This is a genomic window from Burkholderia guangdongensis, from assembly GCF_013403875.1.
Lineage (GTDB): Bacteria > Pseudomonadota > Gammaproteobacteria > Burkholderiales > Burkholderiaceae > Burkholderia > Burkholderia guangdongensis.
The window spans coordinates 56515-73697 of record NZ_JACBNX010000025.1; the positions used below are offsets into that span (position 1 = coordinate 56515).

16 protein-coding genes and 1 pseudogene are annotated in these 17183 nt (G+C 68.6%); 5 read left to right on the top strand and 12 right to left on the bottom strand.

From position 1 onward, the window contains the following. Positions 1–32: 32 nt before the first annotated feature. The 5 genes from purH to HZI36_RS22395 form a co-directional block, all read right to left on the bottom strand. On the bottom strand, positions 33–1598 hold the full coding sequence (gene purH, locus HZI36_RS22375; RefSeq protein WP_179404859.1) for a bifunctional phosphoribosylaminoimidazolecarboxamide formyltransferase/IMP cyclohydrolase: 1566 nt from the start codon (positions 1596–1598) through the stop codon (positions 33–35). Between the two features lie 44 nt (positions 1599–1642). Further along, positions 1643–1876, bottom strand: a complete 234-nt coding sequence (locus HZI36_RS22380; RefSeq protein WP_042623876.1) for a Fis family transcriptional regulator — start codon at positions 1874–1876, stop codon at positions 1643–1645. Continuing rightward, positions 1873–2940: a tRNA dihydrouridine synthase DusB gene (gene dusB, locus HZI36_RS22385; RefSeq protein WP_179404860.1), complete on the bottom strand. Its 1068-nt coding sequence runs from the start codon at positions 2938–2940 to the stop codon at positions 1873–1875. The genes HZI36_RS22380 and dusB overlap by 4 nt, the downstream gene beginning before the upstream one ends. 203 nt (positions 2941–3143) lie before the next feature. After that, a complete protein-coding gene (locus HZI36_RS22390; protein WP_179404861.1) occupies positions 3144–4388 on the bottom strand; it encodes a UbiH/UbiF/VisC/COQ6 family ubiquinone biosynthesis hydroxylase in 1245 nt (414 codons plus the stop codon). A gap of 51 nt (positions 4389–4439) precedes the next feature. Continuing rightward, on the bottom strand, positions 4440–5840 hold the full coding sequence (locus tag HZI36_RS22395; protein ID WP_179404862.1) for an aminopeptidase P N-terminal domain-containing protein: 1401 nt from the start codon (positions 5838–5840) through the stop codon (positions 4440–4442). A gap of 184 nt (positions 5841–6024) precedes the next feature. On the opposite strand from HZI36_RS22395, the gene HZI36_RS22400 reads away from it, so the two are divergent. After that, entirely contained in the window at positions 6025–6636 is a 612-nt protein-coding gene (locus HZI36_RS22400) for a glutathione S-transferase C-terminal domain-containing protein (protein ID WP_179404863.1), read from the top strand. A 132-nt stretch (positions 6637–6768) separates the two neighbouring features. On the opposite strand, the gene HZI36_RS22405 is transcribed toward HZI36_RS22400, so the two are convergent. From HZI36_RS22405 to HZI36_RS22415, 3 genes are all read right to left on the bottom strand, one after another. Further along, entirely contained in the window at positions 6769–8388 is a 1620-nt protein-coding gene (locus HZI36_RS22405) for an FMN-binding glutamate synthase family protein (RefSeq protein ID WP_179404864.1), read from the bottom strand. 122 nt (positions 8389–8510) lie between these two features. Next, positions 8511–9677, bottom strand: coding sequence for a tRNA 2-thiouridine(34) synthase MnmA (mnmA, locus tag HZI36_RS22410; RefSeq protein WP_179404865.1), 1167 nt, complete (start codon positions 9675–9677; stop codon positions 8511–8513). Continuing rightward, on the bottom strand, positions 9674–10189 hold the full coding sequence (locus HZI36_RS22415; RefSeq protein WP_179404866.1) for an NUDIX hydrolase: 516 nt from the start codon (positions 10187–10189) through the stop codon (positions 9674–9676). The genes mnmA and HZI36_RS22415 overlap by 4 nt, the downstream gene beginning before the upstream one ends. A gap of 275 nt (positions 10190–10464) precedes the next feature. Between HZI36_RS22415 and HZI36_RS22420 the strand changes: the two genes are divergently transcribed. From HZI36_RS22420 to HZI36_RS22430, 3 genes are read left to right on the top strand one after another with little or no spacing between them, the layout of a single operon-like run. Next, positions 10465–11613, top strand: a complete 1149-nt coding sequence (locus HZI36_RS22420) for a Re/Si-specific NAD(P)(+) transhydrogenase subunit alpha (protein ID WP_179404867.1) — start codon at positions 10465–10467, stop codon at positions 11611–11613. Between the two features lie 11 nt (positions 11614–11624). Continuing rightward, a complete protein-coding gene (locus HZI36_RS22425) occupies positions 11625–11942 on the top strand; it encodes an NAD(P) transhydrogenase subunit alpha part 2 (RefSeq protein ID WP_179404868.1) in 318 nt (105 codons plus the stop codon). After that, a complete protein-coding gene (locus HZI36_RS22430) occupies positions 11939–13393 on the top strand; it encodes an NAD(P)(+) transhydrogenase (Re/Si-specific) subunit beta (protein ID WP_179404869.1) in 1455 nt (484 codons plus the stop codon). The genes HZI36_RS22425 and HZI36_RS22430 overlap by 4 nt, the downstream gene beginning before the upstream one ends. A 76-nt stretch (positions 13394–13469) precedes the next feature. Here HZI36_RS22430 and HZI36_RS22435 read toward each other — a convergent pair whose 3' ends face one another. Together HZI36_RS22435 and HZI36_RS22440 are read right to left on the bottom strand one after the other, a co-directional pair. Continuing rightward, positions 13470–14156: a helix-turn-helix transcriptional regulator gene (locus HZI36_RS22435; RefSeq protein WP_179404870.1), complete on the bottom strand. Its 687-nt coding sequence runs from the start codon at positions 14154–14156 to the stop codon at positions 13470–13472. A 165-nt stretch (positions 14157–14321) separates the two neighbouring features. Then, the gene (locus tag HZI36_RS22440; RefSeq protein ID WP_179404871.1) at positions 14322–14732 is read right to left on the bottom strand and encodes a VOC family protein; all 411 of its coding nucleotides are present in this window, start codon (positions 14730–14732) and stop codon (positions 14322–14324) included. A gap of 137 nt (positions 14733–14869) precedes the next feature. Between HZI36_RS22440 and HZI36_RS22445 the strand changes: the two genes are divergently transcribed. Beyond that, positions 14870–15343: an SRPBCC family protein gene (locus HZI36_RS22445; RefSeq protein WP_179404872.1), complete on the top strand. Its 474-nt coding sequence runs from the start codon at positions 14870–14872 to the stop codon at positions 15341–15343. Between the two features lie 72 nt (positions 15344–15415). On the opposite strand, the gene HZI36_RS22450 is transcribed toward HZI36_RS22445, so the two are convergent. Continuing rightward, positions 15416–16708: a THUMP domain-containing class I SAM-dependent RNA methyltransferase gene (locus tag HZI36_RS22450; RefSeq protein WP_179404873.1), complete on the bottom strand. Its 1293-nt coding sequence runs from the start codon at positions 16706–16708 to the stop codon at positions 15416–15418. 158 nt (positions 16709–16866) lie between these two features. Next, a pseudogene (locus HZI36_RS26865) lies at positions 16867–17040 on the bottom strand (MerR family transcriptional regulator); the annotation flags it as partial. Positions 17041–17183 lie beyond the last annotated feature (143 nt).

Genomic DNA, 17183 nt, shown 5'->3' on the forward strand with positions numbered 1-17183 from the left:
TCCGGTGCGGCCGCAGTGCGCGCCGCGCGCGATCAGTGACGGAAGTGGCGCACGCCCGTCACGACCATCGCGATGTTGTGCTCGTCGGCCGCGGCGATCACTTCGTCGTCGCGCATCGAGCCGCCCGGCTGGATCACGCAGGTCGCGCCCGCCGCGACGACGACGTCGAGGCCATCGCGGAACGGGAAGAACGCGTCCGACGCGACCGCCGAGCCGTTCAGCGTGAGGCCCGCGTTCTGCGCCTTGATGCTCGCGATGCGCGCCGAATCGACGCGGCTCATCTGGCCCGCGCCGACGCCGAGCGTCATCCCGTTGCCGCAGAACACGATCGCGTTCGACTTCACGTATTTCGCGACGCGCCACGCGAACAGCAGGTCGTCCATTTCCTTCGGCGTCGGGTGGCGCTTCGTGACGACGCGCAGCTCGCGCGGCTGCACGTTCTTCGAATCGAGCGACTGCACGAGCAGGCCGCCGCCGACGCGCTTCAGGTCGAACGCGTTATGGCCGTCGCCCAGCGCGATCTCGAGCAGGCGCACGTTCTGCTTCGCCGCGAACACCTGCTTCGCGGCGTCGGAGAACGACGGCGCGATCAGCACTTCGACGAACTGCTTCGCAACCGCTTGCGCGGCCGCCTCGTCCACTTCGCGGTTGAACGCGATGATCCCGCCGAATGCCGACGTCGGGTCGGTCTGGAATGCCTTCGCGTATGCTTCGGCCGCATCGGCGCCGACCGCGACGCCGCACGGGTTCGCATGCTTGATGATCACGCATGCGGGCGCGTCGAACGTCTTCACGCATTCCCACGCGGCGTCCGAATCGGCGATGTTGTTGTACGACAGCTCCTTGCCCTGCAGCTGGCGATAGTTCGCGAGCGCGCCGGCCGGCGTCGCGATGTCGCGGTAGAACGCGGCGCTCTGGTGCGGGTTCTCGCCGTAGCGCAGATCCTGCACCTTGTCGAACGCGAGGTTCAGCGTCGCCGGGTAGGCGCTGCGCGACTGGTGCTTCAGTTCGTCGGTCAGGCTCGTCAGGTAGTTCGTGATCGCGCCGTCGTACTGCGCGGTGTGCGCGAACACCTTCGTCGCGAGGCGGAAGTTCGTCGCGTAGCCGACCGCGTTGCCGTTCGCCTTCATTTCGTCGAGCACGACCGCGTAGTCGGCCGGATCGACGATCACGGTCACGTCGCGGTGGTTCTTCGCGGCCGAGCGCAGCATCGTCGGGCCGCCGATGTCGATGTTCTCGATCGCGTCGGCGAGCGTGCAGTCGTCCTTCGCGATCGTCGCGACGAACGGATACAGGTTCACGACGAGCAGGTCGATCGTCGGGATGCCGTGCTGCTCGAGCGCCTGCATGTGCTCGGGCAGATCGCGGCGCGCGAGGATCCCGCCGTGCACCTTCGGATGCAGCGTCTTCACGCGCCCATCGAGCATCTCCGGGAAGCCGGTGTAGTCGGCGACCTCGGTCACGGGCAGGCCCGCGTCGGCGAGCAGTTTCGCGGTGCCGCCCGTCGACAGCAGCTTGACGCCGAGGTCGGACAGCGACTTCGCGAAGTCGACGATGCCGGTTTTGTCGGAAACGGAAATGAGCGCTTGCTTGATCATGTTGAAACCACCGATAGCCAGGAAAACGGGGACGTGTCGGCCGGTTACAGCAGGCCGTGCTGCTGCAGCTTCTTGCGCAGCGTGTTGCGGTTGATGCCGAGGTACTCGGCGGCGAGCGACTGGTTGCCGCCCGCCTGTTCGAGCACCACCTCGAGCATCGGCTTTTCGACACAGGACATCACCATGTCGTAGACGTCGTGCGGATTGGAGCCGTCCAGATCCCGGAAGTACCCGTCCAGGCTGTCGCGGACGCATTGTTCGATGTTGTGCTTGCTCATGCTGCCAATTGGTTAGGATCGTCCGATTCGTCCGGGCCGCGTGCGTCGTCTTCGTCGACGTAGACGAGACGATCGGACAGTGCCTTCTGCGCGTCGAAGAACGCGTTGACGGCGGCGAGCTGCTCGCGCGTGGAATCGAGCGTGTTCATCCGGTGCCGGAACCCGTTTGCGCCGGAAAGGCCGCGAGTGTACCAGCCGATGTGCTTGCGCGCAGTACGGACGCCGGTGAATTCCCCGTAGAACGCGTAGTGGTCTTCCAGGTGCTCGTTCATCACCTGCTGGATCTCGTCGATCCGCGGCGGCGGCAGATGCGTGCCGGTTCGCAGGAAATGATCGATCTCGCGGAACAGCCACGGCCGGCCTTGCGCGGCGCGACCGATCATCAGCGCGTCGGCCCCCGTTGCGTCGAGCACGGCCTTCGCCTTCTCCGGCGACGTGATGTCGCCGTTCGCGACGACCGGAATCGTCACCGCGGCCTTCACGGCCGCGATCGTGTCGTACTCGGCGTCGCCGCGGTAAAGGTCCGCGCGCGTGCGGCCGTGCACGGTCAGCATCGAGATGCCGGCCGCCTGCGCGAGCCGCGCGACCGTGACCGCGTTCTTGTGGTCGCGGTCCCAGCCGGTGCGGATCTTCAGCGTGACGGGCACCGCGTCGGGCCCGATGCCGACCGCGTCGACGACGGCCTCGACGATCTGCTTCACGAGCGGCTCGTTCTGCAGCAGCGCGGACCCGGCCGCGACGTTGCAGACCTTTTTCGCCGGGCAGCCCATGTTGATGTCGATGATCTGCGCGCCGTTGTCGACGTTGTAGCGGGCCGCCTCGGCCATCATCGCCGGGTCGGCGCCCGCGATCTGCACCGCGATCGGCTCGACCTCGCCCGCGTGGTTCGCGCGCCGCATCGTCTTCTCGCTCTTCCACAGCTGCGCATTCGACGCGACCATCTCGGACACCGCATAGCCCGCCCCCAGCCGTTTGCACAGCTGGCGGAACGGCCGGTCCGTCACGCCCGCCATCGGGGCGACGAACAGGTTGTTGCGCAGGACGTGAGGGCCGATAACGGGCATCGCAATGACGTCGCCCGCGACGGGCGCGGGCACGGAAAGGGCGGAGGGAAAACGCGCATTTTACCGTATTCCCAACGCTCGCCGATTTGGCCCGGTTTGTCGGCGCCCCGCGGCGTCGCGCATATCGGACGCCGCGGGGCGCCGCGCGCGCGGAATGGACGGAAGGGGCGGTGTGTGTCCGGCGTGTGTGAGTCGTGCCCGCGTCAGCCGCGCTGGCCGAACATCATCTGCCGCGCGAGCGCGGTCTTCAGCGGCGGCACGAATTCGAGCGCGGTGAGCGCCGCGCCGCGCAGCGTCGCGAGCGGGCCCGCGTCGATCGTGAACAGGCGCGCGAGCGCATCGGTCGCGCCGATCGTGAACCGCCGGTCGAGCGCCCGTCGCGCGTTGAACGACGCGAGCGCGGCCGGTTCCGCGCCGTGCGCGGACAGCGCCTCGACGAGCGTGTGCGCGTCGCGCAGCCCGAGGTTCAGCCCCTGGCCCGCGACCGGATGCAGCGTCTGCGCGGCGTTGCCGACGGCCGCGATCCGGCGGTCGACCAGCGCGCGCGCCGCGTGCAGTCCGAGCGGGAACGAGGCGCGCGCGGCGACGGCGGTGAAGCGGCCCATCCGGTTGCCGAACGCGTCGCCGAGTTCGCGCAAGAATGCGTCGTCGGGCAGCGCCGCGCGGCGCGCCGCGTCGTCGGGCGCGCAGCACCAGACAAGCGAATACGCGGCGCCGCCGAGCGGCAGCAGCGCGAGCGGCCCTTCGCGCGTGAAGCGCTCCCATGCGACGTTCGCGCGCGGCGCGGATACGGTCACGGTGCCGACGATCGCCGTCTGCCCGTAGTCGCGGCGATGCTTGCCGTGCGCGGCCGTCTGCTCGTGGAACAGTCCGCCTTCCGCGTTCACGACGATGCGTGCGCGCAGCGTGCGCGGCGCGTGCGGGCCGTCGAGCGCGAGCGTGACGCCCGTCGCGTCCTGTAGCGACGTATGCGCGGACGTCGACGTGAACCATTGCACGCGCGTGCGCTGCACCGCGCCCGCGAGCGCGGCGACGAGCGATCCGTAGCGGACCACGTAGCCGAGCGCCGCGAGGTCGTGCTCGTCGCGGTCGATCAGCGTGCGGCCGAAGTGGCCGCGCTGCGACACGTGGATGTGTTCGATCGGCGTCGCGTCGGCGGGCCACGCGAGCGCGTCGAGCAGCACGCGGCTGCCGTGCGACACCGCGATCGCGCGCGGATCGTTCGCGCTCGCGGCCGGCTCGCGCGCGTCGATCAGCGCGATCGACCCGTGCTGTGTCGCGCTGCGCCGCGCGAGCCAGCCGGCGAGCGCGAGCCCGACCGGGCCGGCGCCGACGATGGCGAGATCGAAGTCCGGCGCGGCCGGCGTAGGTGCGGCCGGCGTGAGCGTAGGCGTGGGCGGCGTGGGCGTGGCCGGCGGAGGCGTGGCCGGGGAGGAGTCGGTCGTCATCGGCATACGTGTGACGGAAAGTACGGTGGGGCGGCGCCCGATGCGGCGCCGTCAGGCGGCGCGCATCAGCGCCTCGATCTCGGCCGCCGCGACCGGTACGTCGCGCGTGATCAGCTCGCAGCCGTCTTCGTGCACGATCGCGTCGTCCTCGATGCGGATGCCGATGTTCCAGTATTCGGGCGGCACGTCGTCGGCCGCGCGCACGTACAGGCCCGGCTCGACCGTCAGCGCCATTCCCGGCTGCAGCGTGCGCCACGGCAGCGCGCCGCTCGCGTCGCGCGCGGCGTCGCGCTCGCGGTAGTCGCCGCAGTCGTGCACGTCCATCCCGATCCAGTGGCCGGTGCGATGCATGTAGAAGCGCGCGTACGCGCGCTCGGCGATCACGTCGTCGACGTTCGAGAAGCGCGCCTTCGGCACGATGCCGGTGTCGAGCAGCCCTTGCGCGAGCACGCGCACGGCCGCGTCGTGCGGCGCCTCGAACGGCACGCCCGCGCGCGTCGCGTCGATCGCCGCCTGCTGCGCGGCGAGCACGATGTCGTACAGCGTGCGCTGCGCGGGCGAGAACCGGCCGTTCGCCGGGAACGTGCGCGTGATGTCGGACGCGTAGCCGTCGAGCTCGCACGCGGCGTCGATCAGGATCAGGTCGCCGTCCTGCGCGATCGCGTTGCCGGCCGGGTAGTGCAGCACGCACGCGTTCGCGCCCGCGGCGACGATCGAGCCGTACGCGGGCGCCTGCGCGCCGTGCTTGCGGAACGTGTACAGCAGCTCGGCCTCGAGCTCGTATTCGCGCACGCCGGGCCGGCACGTCTGCATCGCGCGCCGGTGCGCGAGCGCCGAGATGTGCGCGGCGCGGCGCATGATCGCGAGCTCGTGCGCGTCCTTCACGAGCCGCATGTCGTCGACGAGCGGCGCGAGATCGCGCAGCGCGTGCGGCGCCGCGACGCCGGTGCGCGCCTGCGCGCGCACCGCGTCGAGCCAGCCGCCGAGCCGGCGTTCGAAATCGGCCGACGCGCCGAGCAGGTAGTGGACCGAGCCGGCGTCCGCGAGCACGCGCGGCATCTCGGTGTCGAGCGCGTCGGCGGGGAACGCGGCGTCGAAGCCGAACGCGTCGCGCGCGGCGTCGGGGCCGTAGTGGAAGCCTTCCCAGATCTCGCGGTCGGCGTTCTTCGCACGGCAGAACAGGATCGATTGCGGCGCGTTCGAGGCGTCTGGCGCGTTCGACGTGGCCGACGCGTTCAGCACGAGCACCGCGTCCGGCTCGGCGAAGCCGGTCAGGTAATAGAAATAGCTGTCGTGCCGGTACGGATAGCCGGTGTCGCGATTGCGCAGCGCTTCCGGCGCGGTGGGGACGATGGCGACGCCGCCGCCCGCGGCGCGCAGTGCGGCAAGCACGCGCGCGCGGCGCTGGCGGTAGACGTCGACGGCGATGGCGGAGTCGGTGGGCGCATTCATCGTGCGATTGTATAGTGCCGTGCGCCGTTGCGTGAACGACGCGGGCGCCGCGTGTCGCGCAAGGGTTGCGGCAAGGTTGTTGCAAACCATCCACAGGCCGGACGGGCGACGCTCAACGGCGCGGCACCGCCCGGTTATGATCGACGACAACGTATACTCTCGGCGGTTCCCGAAAAGAAGGCAGATGATGAAATTGATCGGTTCGCTTACCAGCCCGTACGTTCGCAAGACGCGGATCGTGCTCGCTGAAAAGAAGATCGACTACAAGCTGGAGCTCGAGGACGTCTGGTCGGCGGATACCCACATTCATGCGGCGAATCCGCTCGGCAAGGTGCCGTGTCTCGTGATGGAGGATGGCGCCGCGGTGTTCGATTCGCGCGTGATCTGCGAGTACGTCGATACATTGTCTCCGGTCGGCAAGCTGATTCCGCCGTCCGGCCGCGAGCGCGTCGAGGTGCGTTGCTGGGAGGCGCTCGGCGACGGCGTGCTCGACGCGTCGGTCACGATCCGCGTCGAGCATACGCAGCGCACGCCGGAACAGCGCAGCGCGACCTGGATCGAGCGTCAGCAGCGCAAGATCGACGACGGCCTCGTCGCGATGTCGCAAGGGCTCGGCGGCAAGACCTGGTGCGTCGGTAATCATTACACGCTCGCCGACATCGCGCTCGGCTGCGCGCTCGGCTATCTCGACTTCCGGATGCCCGAGCTGAACTGGCGCGACCGCCATCCGAACCTCGACAAGCATTTCGCGAAGCTGTCGCAGCGGCAGTCGTTCGCGGATACCGCGCCGCAGTAAGTGCCGCGATCAGTGGCGCCACCCAGTGCCGCCTTGAGTTCAGCAATAAGCGGCGGACCCATCCGCCAATGAAAAACGCGCCTGCCGAGGGCGCGTTTTTTGGAGCCGTTGAGCGACCGCCGCCGCGGCGGATCAGTCGAACGATTCGTACACCGCGTCGCCGAGCGTGAACGCATCGCTGCGCGCGAGCGGCCACCATTTGTCGTACAGCGAGTAGCCGCAGGTGCTGCCGTCGAGCAGCGCGCCCGGCTTCAGGTATTTCAGCAGCTGCGACATCAGCCGGACCTCGTGCGGCGAGATCCGCTGCACGATGTGATGCGCGCGCAGTTCCGCCGGATGCGTGAGCCCCGTCGCCTGCACGAGCTCCTGCAGCGCGTGCAGCGTGTTGCGATGGAAATTGGCGACGCGCTCGGACTTGTCCGGCACGACGAGCGCGCGCTGGCGCACCGGGTCCTGCGTCGCGACGCCGGTCGGGCAGCGGCCGGTGTGGCAGGTCTGCGCCTGGATGCAGCCGACCGCGAACATGAAGCCGCGCGCCGAGTTCACCCAGTCCGCGCCGATCGCGAGCGTGCGCGCGATGTCGAACGCGGTGATGATCTTGCCGCTCGCGCCGAGCTTCACGCGCTCGCGCAGCCCGATCCCGACGAGCGTGTTGTGCACGAGCAGCAGCCCCTCCTGCAGCGGCACGCCGACGTGGTCGGTGAATTCGAGCGGCGCGGCGCCGGTGCCGCCTTCCGCGCCGTCGACGACGATGAAGTCCGGCACGATGCCCGTCTCCAGCATCGCCTTCGCGATCCCGAAGAATTCCCACGGATGGCCGACGCACAGCTTGAAGCCGGTCGGCTTGCCGCCGGACAGCGTGCGCAGCCGGTCGACGAACTCGAGCAATCCGCGCGGCGTCGAGAACTGCGAATGCGTAGCCGGCGAGATGCAGTCGCGACCCATCGGCACGCCGCGCGTCTCGGCGATCTCGGGCGTGATCTTCGCGGCCGGCAGCACGCCGCCGTGGCCCGGCTTCGCGCCCTGCGACAGCTTGACCTCGATCATCTTCACCTGCGGCGACGCGGCCTGCTGCGCGAACTTGTCCGGGTTGAACGTGCCGTCTTCGTTGCGGCAGCCGAAGTAGCCGGACGCGATTTCCCAGATGATGTCGCCGCCGTTCTCGCGGTGATATTTGGACAGCGAGCCTTCGCCGGTGTCGTGCGCGAAGCCGCCTTTCTTCGCGCCGAGATTCAGCGCGCGGATCGCGTTCGCGGACAGCGAGCCGAAGCTCATCGCCGATACGTTGAAGATCGAGATGTCGTACGGCTGCGCGCGGCTGCCGCCGACGCGAACCCGGAAGTCGTGGTTCGCGAGCTTCGTCGGCGCGAGCGAGTGGCTGATCCATTCGTGCGCGACCGCCTTCACGTTCAGCTCGGTGCCGTACGGCCGGTTGTCGCCGACGTTCTTCGCGCGCTGGTACACGAGGCTGCGCTGCGCGCGCGAGAACGGCTTCTCGTCGGTGTCGTCCTCGACGAAATACTGGCGGATCTCGGGCCGGATGAACTCGAACAGGAAGCGCAGGTGGCCCCAGAGCGGGTAGTTGCGCAGGATCGCATGATGGTCCTGGCGCAGGTCGTACAGGCCGAGCGCGACGAGCGCGGCCGGGATCGCGATCCACAGCCAGGACAGCGTACCGTGCGCGGCGAGCGCGAACGTCGCGACGAGCAGCAGGGTGGCGCACCACATCGCCAGATAGCGTCGTGAGAACATGAGGGGCTCCGTCAGCATGTCGGGGGCCCGCCGCGCATGCGATGCGCGCGGCGGCGCGCTCGCCCGGCGCCGGATCGCGGCCGGCCGGGCGGAGCGTGCCGCAAGTCTAAACCGTTTGTGTTTCAGCGTGCGTCGGCAAGCGCCTGGGTTTGTGCCGGCGCGTGTGCCGCGCGGCCAGGCTGGCCCGGCTGGTCCGACTGGTCTGTCGCAGCGGATTCGATGATCCCGCCACCGAGACAGATCTCGCCGTCGTACAGCACCGCCGACTGGCCGGGCGTGACCGCCCATTGCGCGACGTCGAACGTCAGCGAGAAGCGCTCGCCGTCATCGTGGCCGAACACGCATTCCGCATCGGCCTGCCGGTAGCGGGTTTTCGCGCCGCACGCGAAGCCTTCGGCCGGTGGTTCGCCCGCGACCCAGCTCACGTTCCCGGCGACGAGTTCGCGCGACAGCAGCCACGGATGGTCGTGGCCCTGCACGACGTAGAGCGTGTTCGACGCCATGTCCTTCGCGGCGACGAACCAGGGCTCGCCGCTGCCGTCCTTGCTGCCGCCGAGGCCGATCCCCTTGCGCTGCCCGAACGTGTAGAACGCGAGGCCGATGTGCTCGCCGACCGTCTTGCCGTCGGGCGTCTTCATCGGGCCGGGCTTCGTCGGCAGGTAGCGGTTCAGGAAATCGCGGAACGGCCGCTCGCCGATGAAGCAGATCCCGGTCGAATCCTTCTTCTTCGCGTTCGGCAGGCCGATCTGCGCGGCGATTTCGCGCACCTGCGTCTTCGGGATCTCGCCGAGCGGGAACATCGTCTTCGACAACTGCGCCTGGTTCAGCCGGTGCAGGAAGTACGACTGATCCTTCGTGTGATCGAACGCCTTCAACAGCTCGAAGCGGCCGTCGCGCTCGCGCACGCGCGCGTAGTGGCCGGTCGCGATCGTCTCGGCGCCGAGCGACATCGCGTGATCGAGGAACGCCTTGAACTTGATCTCGGCGTTGCACAGCACGTCCGGGTTCGGCGTGCGGCCCGCCGAGTATTCGCGCAGAAATTCGGCGAACACGCGATCCTTGTATTCGGCCGCGAAGTTCACCGCCTCGACGTCGATGCCGATCAGGTCCGCGACCGACACGACGTCGATCCAGTCCTGCCGCGTCGAGCAGTATTCGCCGTCGTCGTCGTCTTCCCAGTTCTTCATGAACAGGCCGACGACGTCGTAGCCCTGTTCCTTCAGCAGCCACGCGGTCACCGACGAATCGACGCCGCCTGACATGCCCACCACCACGCGTTGCTTCGTCATTTGCCGTCCGCCTGAGCCTGACCGAGGAAGAGTTCCGGGCGCGGCGCGACCGAATGCGTGTGCACGAAATCGAGCGGGATGCGCCGTCCGGCGAGATAGTCTTCGACGCAGCGCATCACCGCGGGCGACCGGTGGCGGTCGACGCATGCGCGCAACTCGTCGGCCGACATCCACAGCGTGCGGACGATGCCGCCGTCGAGGCCGCGTCCGGCGATCTCGTCGCCGGCCGTGCCGCAGAACGCGAAGCGCAGGTACGTCGCGCCCGCGCGGCCGGGCCGCGCGTAGTGCGCGAGATACACGCCGATCAGCGCGTCGGGCGTGAACGCGCGCGCGGTTTCCTCGAGCGTCTCGCGGATCACGGCGTCGACGAGCGTCTCGCCCGCCTCGAGGTGGCCGGCCGGCTGATTGATGCGCAGCCCGGTCGACGTTTCCTCCTCGATCATCAGAAAGCGGCCGGCGCGCTCGACGAGCGCCGAGACCGTCACGTGCGGAGTCCAGATTTCGGGTTTCATGGGACCGCATTTTACCGGTTGCGCCGCGCCGTTGCCGGGCCTGTCGCGCGTATAGTCGGGCCCCAATTTAATGTTGCACTGCAAAATAACGCGTGATTGTCAATTGGGAAAAATCGAAGGTGTGGTTAGTCCATTTGGACTCTGGCGCGCCGGCAGCTTTCGGTTAAAGTGGCGTTCACGCCGTTGCCGTAGAGCCGGTTCGTCAGCCTTTCCGGCTTGCCGTGCAGTAGAAAGATCAGAAGATTCAAAAAATACTGTTACTGGAGGAACCGACGATGCATATCGGAGTGCCCGCCGAGACGCGGGCGAACGAGGCGCGCGTGGCCGCGACGCCGGAGACTGTGAAGAAATACGTGGCCGGCGGCCACCGTGTGTGCATCGCGAAGGGGGCGGGCGTCGCAGCCAGCTTCCCGGACGACGCATACGCGGCGGCCGGCGCCGAACTGGTCGAGCAGGCGAGTGCGTTCGACGCCGACATCGTGCTGAAGGTTCAGGCACCGGCCGACGGCGAACTGTCGTCGCTCAAACGCGGCGCGGTGCTGATCGGGATGCTCGAGCCGTTCAACACGGAGCAGGCCGCGAAGCTCGCGGCCGCGGGCGTGACCGGTTTCGCGCTCGAGGCCGCGCCGCGCACGACGCGCGCGCAGAGCCTCGACGTGCTGAGCTCGCAGGCGAACATCGCCGGCTACAAGGCGGTGCTCGTCGCGTCGGCGATCTATCCGCGCTTCATGCCGATGCTGATGACGGCCGCCGGTACCGTGAAGGCCGCGCGCGTGCTGATTCTCGGCGCGGGCGTGGCCGGGCTGCAGGCGATCGCGACCGCGAAGCGCCTCGGCGCGGTGATCGAGGCGTCCGACGTGCGGCCGGCGGTGAAGGAGCAGATCGAATCGCTCGGCGCGAAATTCCTCGACGTCCCGTACGAAACGCAGGAGGAGCGCGAAGCGGCTGAAGGCGTCGGCGGCTACGCGCGGCCGATGCCGCCGTCGTGGCTCGCGCGGCAGGCGGCGCTCGTGCACGAGCGCGCGAAGCAGGCCGACATCGTGATCACGACCGCGCTGATTCCGGGGCGCGCGGCGCCGACGCTGCTGTCCGCCGAGACCGTGCAGGCGATGAAGCCGGGTTCGGTGGTCGTCGATCTCGCGGCCGGGCGCGGCGCGGAAGTCGAAGGCAGCGACGGCCGGCGCGGCGGCAATTGTCCGCTGACGGTGGCTGACCAGGTGACCGTGCACAACGGCGTGAACATCGCCGGCTACACGAACCTCGCGGCGATGGTGCCGGCCGATTCGTCGGCGCTCTACGCGCGCAACCTGCTCGACTTCATGAAGCTGATCGTCACGAAGGACGGCGCGCTCAACATCGACCTGAACGACGACATCGTCGCCGCGACGCTGCTGTGCCGCGACGGCGAAGTGACGCGCAAATAACGGAGGAGACCATGGAAGTCATCAACCATACGGTGATCGACGTGATCATCTTCGTGCTGGCGGTGTACGTCGGCTACCACGTCGTCTGGAATGTGACGCCGGCGCTGCATACGCCGCTGATGGCGGTCACGAACGCGATTTCCGCGATCGTGATCGTCGGCGCGATGCTCGCCGCGGCACTGACGGTCGGCGGCGCGGGCAAGTTCTTCGGCACGCTCGCGGTCGCGCTCGCGGCCGTCAACGTGTTCGGCGGGTTCCTGGTCACGAGGCGAATGCTCGAGATGTTCAGGAAGAAGGAGCCGAAGGCAGCGAAGGAGGGCGCGCGATGAGCATGAACGTCGTTACGCTGCTGTATCTGGTCGCGTCGATCTGCTTCATCCAGGCGCTGAAGGGCCTGTCGAACCCGAAGAGCGCGCGGCGCGGGAACCTGTTCGGGATGGTCGGGATGGGGATCGCGATCCTCACGACGTTCGCGCTGATCTTCAAGGAGGCCGGTGCGCTCGGCGCGAGCCTGCCGCTCGGCGTGTCGCTGGTGCTGCTCGCGCTGATCGTCGGCGGCGGCGTCGGTGCGTTCGTCGCCGCGCGCGTCGAGATGACGAAGATGCCCGAGCTGGTCGCGGCGATGCACTCGCTGATCGGTCTCGCGGCGGTGTGTATCGCGTATGCGGTCGTGTCGGAGCCCGAAGCGTTCGGGCTCGTGCCGCCGGATGCGGTGACGGCGGGCTTCATCCCGTTCGGCAACCGGATCGAGCTGTTCATCGGCACGTTCGTCGGCGCGATCACGTTCTCCGGGTCGGTGATCGCGTTCGGCAAGCTGTCGGGCAAGTACAAGTTCCGGCTGTTCCAGGGCGCGCCGGTCGTCTATGCGGGCCAGCACCTGATCAACCTGCTGCTCGCGATCGCGATGCTCGGCTTCGGGATTCTGTTCTTCCTGACGCAATCGTGGCTGCCGTTCATCGTGATGACGCTGATCGCGTTCGTGCTCGGCGTGCTGATCATCATCCCGATCGGCGGCGCGGACATGCCGGTGGTCGTGTCGATGCTGAACTCGTACTCGGGCTGGGCGGCGGCGGGCATCGGCTTCTCGCTGAACAACGCGATGCTGATCATCGCCGGGTCGCTGGTCGGCTCGTCGGGCGCGATCCTGTCGTACATCATGTGCCACGCGATGAACCGGTCGTTCTTCAACGTGCTCCTCGGCGGCTTCGGCGCGGAACCGGGCGCGGCGGCGGCGAGCGGCACGCAGGAGCAGCGGCCGGTGAAGTCGGGCTCGCCCGAGGACGCGTCGTTCATGCTCGGCAACGCGGAATCCGTCGTGATCGTGCCGGGCTACGGTCTGGCGGTCGCGCGCGCGCAGCATGCGCTGAAGGAGCTGACGGACAAGCTGATCGAGAAGGGCGTCGACGTGCGCTACGCGATCCACCCGGTCGCGGGGCGGATGCCGGGGCACATGAACGTGCTGCTCGCGGAAGCGGAAGTGCCGTACGACATCGTGTTCGAGATGGAGGACATCAACGGCGAGATGGGCCAGGCGGACGTGGTGCTGGTGCTTGGCGCGAACGACGTAGTGAACCCGGCCGCGAAGAACGATCCGAAGTCGCCGATCGCGGGGATGCCGATCATCGAGGCGTACAAGGCGCGCACGGTGATCGTCAACAAGCGGTCGATGGCGGCGGGTTACGCAGGCCTCGACAACGATCTGTTCTACATGGACAAGACGATGATGGTCTTCGGTGATGCGAAGAAGGTCATCGAGGACATGGTGAAGTCGGTCGAGTAAGCCGTCACGCGGACGCGCGCGGCGGCAGCGCCCGCGCGTGTCCGGTGTCGTTCGCGAGCGCACGCCGCGCGTCGTGTCATCTCATCGGCGCGTTCGCGATCCTCAGAAAATCCGCGAGTCGCCGTCCTTCCTGATCCGGAAACGGTTCGTGCACGGTCACGTCGCCCATCCGCGCGACGTCGAAATTCCGGAAGTCTCCGCGCAGTTCGCACCACGCGCCGATCGTCCACCGTCCGCCCCAATAGACGAGCCCGAGCGGCCACACGCGCCGGTGCGTGTGCGCGCCGAGCTTGTCGCAGTACGCGAAACTGACGACGTGCCGCGTATCGACCGCCTGATGGATCGCATCGACCTTCGCGGAAAACCCCTCGTCGACGTGGAACGACGGCGCGAACACCGGCAGCCGGTCGAGCGCCGCGCGCTTGTCGGCGGGCATCGCCGACGCGATCTTCGCGAGCGCCGACCGCGCGCCGCCCGCGAAGCGCGCACCGCCCCAGGTCTCGAGCATCCGCGCGCCCGCGGCGAGCGCGGCCAGTTCCTCCGCGGTGAACGTCAGCGGCGGCAGGCTCGCGGTGCGGTTCAGCCGGTAGCCGATCCCGGCCTCGCCCTCGATCGGCACGCCGGACAGCTGAAGGTCGCGGACGTCGCGATAGACGGTGCGCGGCGATACCGACAACCAGTCGGCGAGCTGTTGCGCGGTCGTCAGGCGGCGCCCGCGCAACAGCTCGGCGATCTGGAACAGGCGGTCGGCGCGACGGGTCATGTCGGCACTCGCCGGGCCGCCCCAAGCGTGCCGACCGTCCCCTCGGGAGGCAGCGAACGAAGTGAGCGTGGGGGGCGTTTCATTTCGGTTTCCCGATCCGGTCGAATACGGACATGACGCGATGATAGCGCCGCGCCCGCCGCACCCGCGTCACGATACGCGCGCTCAGTTGCACTTCAGCGCGTGCAGGCCGACGCGGTTGCCTTCGGTATCGATCAGGTGGCCGATGTATCCGTAGTTGTTCGGCAGCTCGATCACCGAGCCCTGCACGACGCCGCCCGCGCGCTTCGCGCGCTCGAGCGCCGAGACGACCGACGCGCCCGCGTTCAGATAGACGAGCACGCCCTGCGCGCCCGGTTTCTTCTGCTGCGGATCGTAGACGATGCCGCCGCCGGTGTTCGATTCGGTATGCCCGAATACGGCGATCGGCACACCGCCCATCACCTCGCGCTGCAAAGTCGTTTGCAGCACTTGCTCGTAGAAACGGACCGCGCGGTCGAAGTCGATCGACGGAATGTCGAACCAGGCGATCGGGCGTTCATGCGTGGCGGACGTCATGGCGGGCTCCTTGCTCATGCTTCGTTGACGGAAAACGGCGCGGCATTGCGCCGGAATTGCAGTGTGATCGGGCGCTACTGACAGCGTCCTGTCAGTAGGGATCGGCGCTTGATGTGCGACTATCGGATTGCAAAAGGTCAACGCTGGAGAAGACGATGAGTGAGTCCGCATACCTTTACGTCACGTATATCGCGTCGACGCCCGAGCGCGTGTTCGACGCGCTGACCAACGCCGAGCTGACGAAGGAATATTGGGTCAGGCACCGCAATGCGTCGCCGGACTGGAAGCCGGGCTCGCGCTGGGAGCATCAGGACTACGACGATCCGGCGGTCGTGCACGTGGTCGGCGAGGTCATCGAGTGCGACGCGCCGCGTCGTCTCGTCGTGACGTGGCGCGAGCCGGCGCGCGACAGCGAGACGTCGCGCGTGACCTACGCGATCGAGCCGCTGCCCGACGATACGGTGAAGTTGACGCTCGCGCACGAGGATCTCGTGCCGGGCTCGGCGATGGATAGCGGGATCCGGTCCGGATGGCCGATCGTGCTGTCGAGTCTGAAGACGCTGCTGGAGACCGGGCGCGCGCTGCCGATGACGACGCGGCGGTGGGAAGGGGGCCTGGAGAAATCCTGACGGGGGCGCCGTGGCCGGCGGCGCGCGTCGATGTCGCGGCGGGCGCGCCTGTCGGCCCGCGCGCGGCATCGCTCACTCGGCGCTTGCCCCCGCCTTGCTCTTCACGCTGCCCGCCACCAGGTCGAAGCGGAACAGCCGGCATTCGAGCGCGCCGTTGTAGAGCGGCGTCTTCGCCGATTCGCGCAGCCGCAGCTGCCCGGGCAGCGACCGGTCCGACGTCAGCAGGAACGCGTGCCAGCCCGCGAAGCGCTGCTTCAGCGCGTCGCCGAGCGCGATGAAGAATTCGCCGTCCGGCGCGTCGACGTGCGTGCGGCGGAACGCGTCGTCGTTGCCGCGGTTGCGGCCGGTCTCGCGCGTGTCGCCGCGCGGCCCGCGTCCGCGCACCTCGATCCGCTCGCCGTACGGCGGATTCGCGATGATCACGCCCGGCGCGTCGCTCGGCGGCGTCATCGCGCGCGCGTCGAGCTGCTTCAGCCACAGCGACGGCACGCCCGCGCGCTCGAGGTTCGCGCGCGCCTTCTCCAACATGTCGCCCGAGATGTCGCTGCCGTAGATCGCGAGCGCGTCGCGTCGCGTGCGCGCCGCGCGCTTCGCGTCCAGCGCGGCGACCTTCAGCCCCTGCCACGCGGTGATGTCGTACTGCTTCAGCTTCTCGAAGCCGAAGCGCCGCTCGGCGCCCGGCGCGACGCCGAGCGCGATCTGCGCCGCTTCCGCGAGGAACGTGCCGCTGCCGCACATCGGGTCGTACAGCGGCGTGCCCGGCGCCCAGCCGGTCAGCCGCAGAATTCCCGCCGCGAGGTTCTCGCGCAGCGGCGCCGCGCCCTTGTCCAGCCGCCAGCCGCGCTTGAACAGCGGCTCGCCCGACGTGTCGAGATACAGCGTGCATTCGGTCGCGGTCAGGAACGCGAACACGCGCACGTCCGGCTGCGCGGTGTCGATGCTCGGGCGCGCGCCGGTTTTGTCGCGCAGCCGGTCGCAGATCGCGTCCTTCACACGCAGCGTCGTGAATTCGAGGCTCTTCAGCGGCGACTTGATCGCGGTGATGTCGACGCGCAGCGTCTGCGTCGCCGCGAACCAGCGTTCCCACGACTGCTCGAGCGCGAGCGCGTAGACGTCCTGCTCGCTGCGGTACGCGCGCTGCGCGATCTTCAGCAGCACGCGGCTCGCGATCCGCGAATGCAGGTTCGCGGCCATCCCGGCGGCCCAGCCGCCCTGGAAGTGGACGCCGCCCGGCACCTGCGCGCCCGCGACGAACGGCGCGCCGCCCACGTGGGCGGCGGCGATCTCGGCGATCTCGGCGGCGAGCGCCGCTTCGAGGCCGCGCGGGCAGGGGACGAAGAAGTCGAACAGGGAAGGCGTGGACATGGCGCAGGCGGGGACGGACGAAAGTTCAGTATTGTACGCGGGCGGCGCGGCGGCGCTGTCGTTCGGCGCGGCGCGGGGGGATGCTCGGGACGGGAGTCGCGGGGGCGTCGGTGGGAGGCCCGTTAGATGATTTTCAATTGATGCGCCTGGAACCAGCTCTACGGCTGCTGTGGGGTTCTCTTCCTTCGCGCCCCAGTAGCTCCGGACGCGACGGCGCGAAGGATGCGGCGGAACTTGGGGCATTCCATGTGGCTCGGTGCGGGGCAGGCAGCGGCATGCCGTAGTCCGTCGCGCACGGCGCTCAGTTTGCGGATCGCCCTGTCCAACTCCTCGGACGGGCCTGTCAGTAATTTCGTGTTCAAGGCATATCATCCTCTCAAGGAGAATGTATGCCCCGCAAACCGAAAGCCAAGCCTGCAGAGCTGCCGGCGATTCCGGCCGAACTGCTTGAACAGTTCGGCAACGGTCCGATGAC

Bases quoted from the DNA above. Each gene is read 5' to 3' on its own strand.
- HZI36_RS22435 (WP_179404870.1), bottom strand. From the start codon at position 14,156: ATGACCCGTCGCGCCGACCGCCTGTTCCAGATCGCCGAGCTGTTGCGC.
- HZI36_RS22415 (WP_179404866.1), bottom strand. From the start codon at position 10,189: ATGAAACCCGAAATCTGGACTCCGCACGTGACGGTCTCGGCGCTCGTC.
- HZI36_RS22390 (WP_179404861.1), bottom strand. From the start codon at position 4,388: ATGACGACCGACTCCTCCCCGGCCACGCCTCCGCCGGCCACGCCCACG.
- HZI36_RS22380 (WP_042623876.1), bottom strand. From the start codon at position 1,876: ATGAGCAAGCACAACATCGAACAATGCGTCCGCGACAGCCTGGACGGG.
- HZI36_RS22425 (WP_179404868.1), top strand. From the start codon at position 11,625: ATGGAAGTCATCAACCATACGGTGATCGACGTGATCATCTTCGTGCTG.
- purH (WP_179404859.1), bottom strand. From the start codon at position 1,598: ATGATCAAGCAAGCGCTCATTTCCGTTTCCGACAAAACCGGCATCGTC.
- HZI36_RS22450 (WP_179404873.1), bottom strand. From the start codon at position 16,708: ATGTCCACGCCTTCCCTGTTCGACTTCTTCGTCCCCTGCCCGCGCGGC.
- HZI36_RS22440 (WP_179404871.1), bottom strand. From the start codon at position 14,732: ATGAGCAAGGAGCCCGCCATGACGTCCGCCACGCATGAACGCCCGATC.
- HZI36_RS22445 (WP_179404872.1), top strand. From the start codon at position 14,870: ATGAGTGAGTCCGCATACCTTTACGTCACGTATATCGCGTCGACGCCC.
- HZI36_RS22420 (WP_179404867.1), top strand. From the start codon at position 10,465: ATGCATATCGGAGTGCCCGCCGAGACGCGGGCGAACGAGGCGCGCGTG.
- dusB (WP_179404860.1), bottom strand. From the start codon at position 2,940: ATGCCCGTTATCGGCCCTCACGTCCTGCGCAACAACCTGTTCGTCGCC.
- HZI36_RS22405 (WP_179404864.1), bottom strand. From the start codon at position 8,388: ATGTTCTCACGACGCTATCTGGCGATGTGGTGCGCCACCCTGCTGCTC.
- HZI36_RS22400 (WP_179404863.1), top strand. From the start codon at position 6,025: ATGATGAAATTGATCGGTTCGCTTACCAGCCCGTACGTTCGCAAGACG.
- HZI36_RS22395 (WP_179404862.1), bottom strand. From the start codon at position 5,840: ATGAATGCGCCCACCGACTCCGCCATCGCCGTCGACGTCTACCGCCAG.
- HZI36_RS22430 (WP_179404869.1), top strand. From the start codon at position 11,939: ATGAGCATGAACGTCGTTACGCTGCTGTATCTGGTCGCGTCGATCTGC.
- mnmA (WP_179404865.1), bottom strand. From the start codon at position 9,677: ATGACGAAGCAACGCGTGGTGGTGGGCATGTCAGGCGGCGTCGATTCG.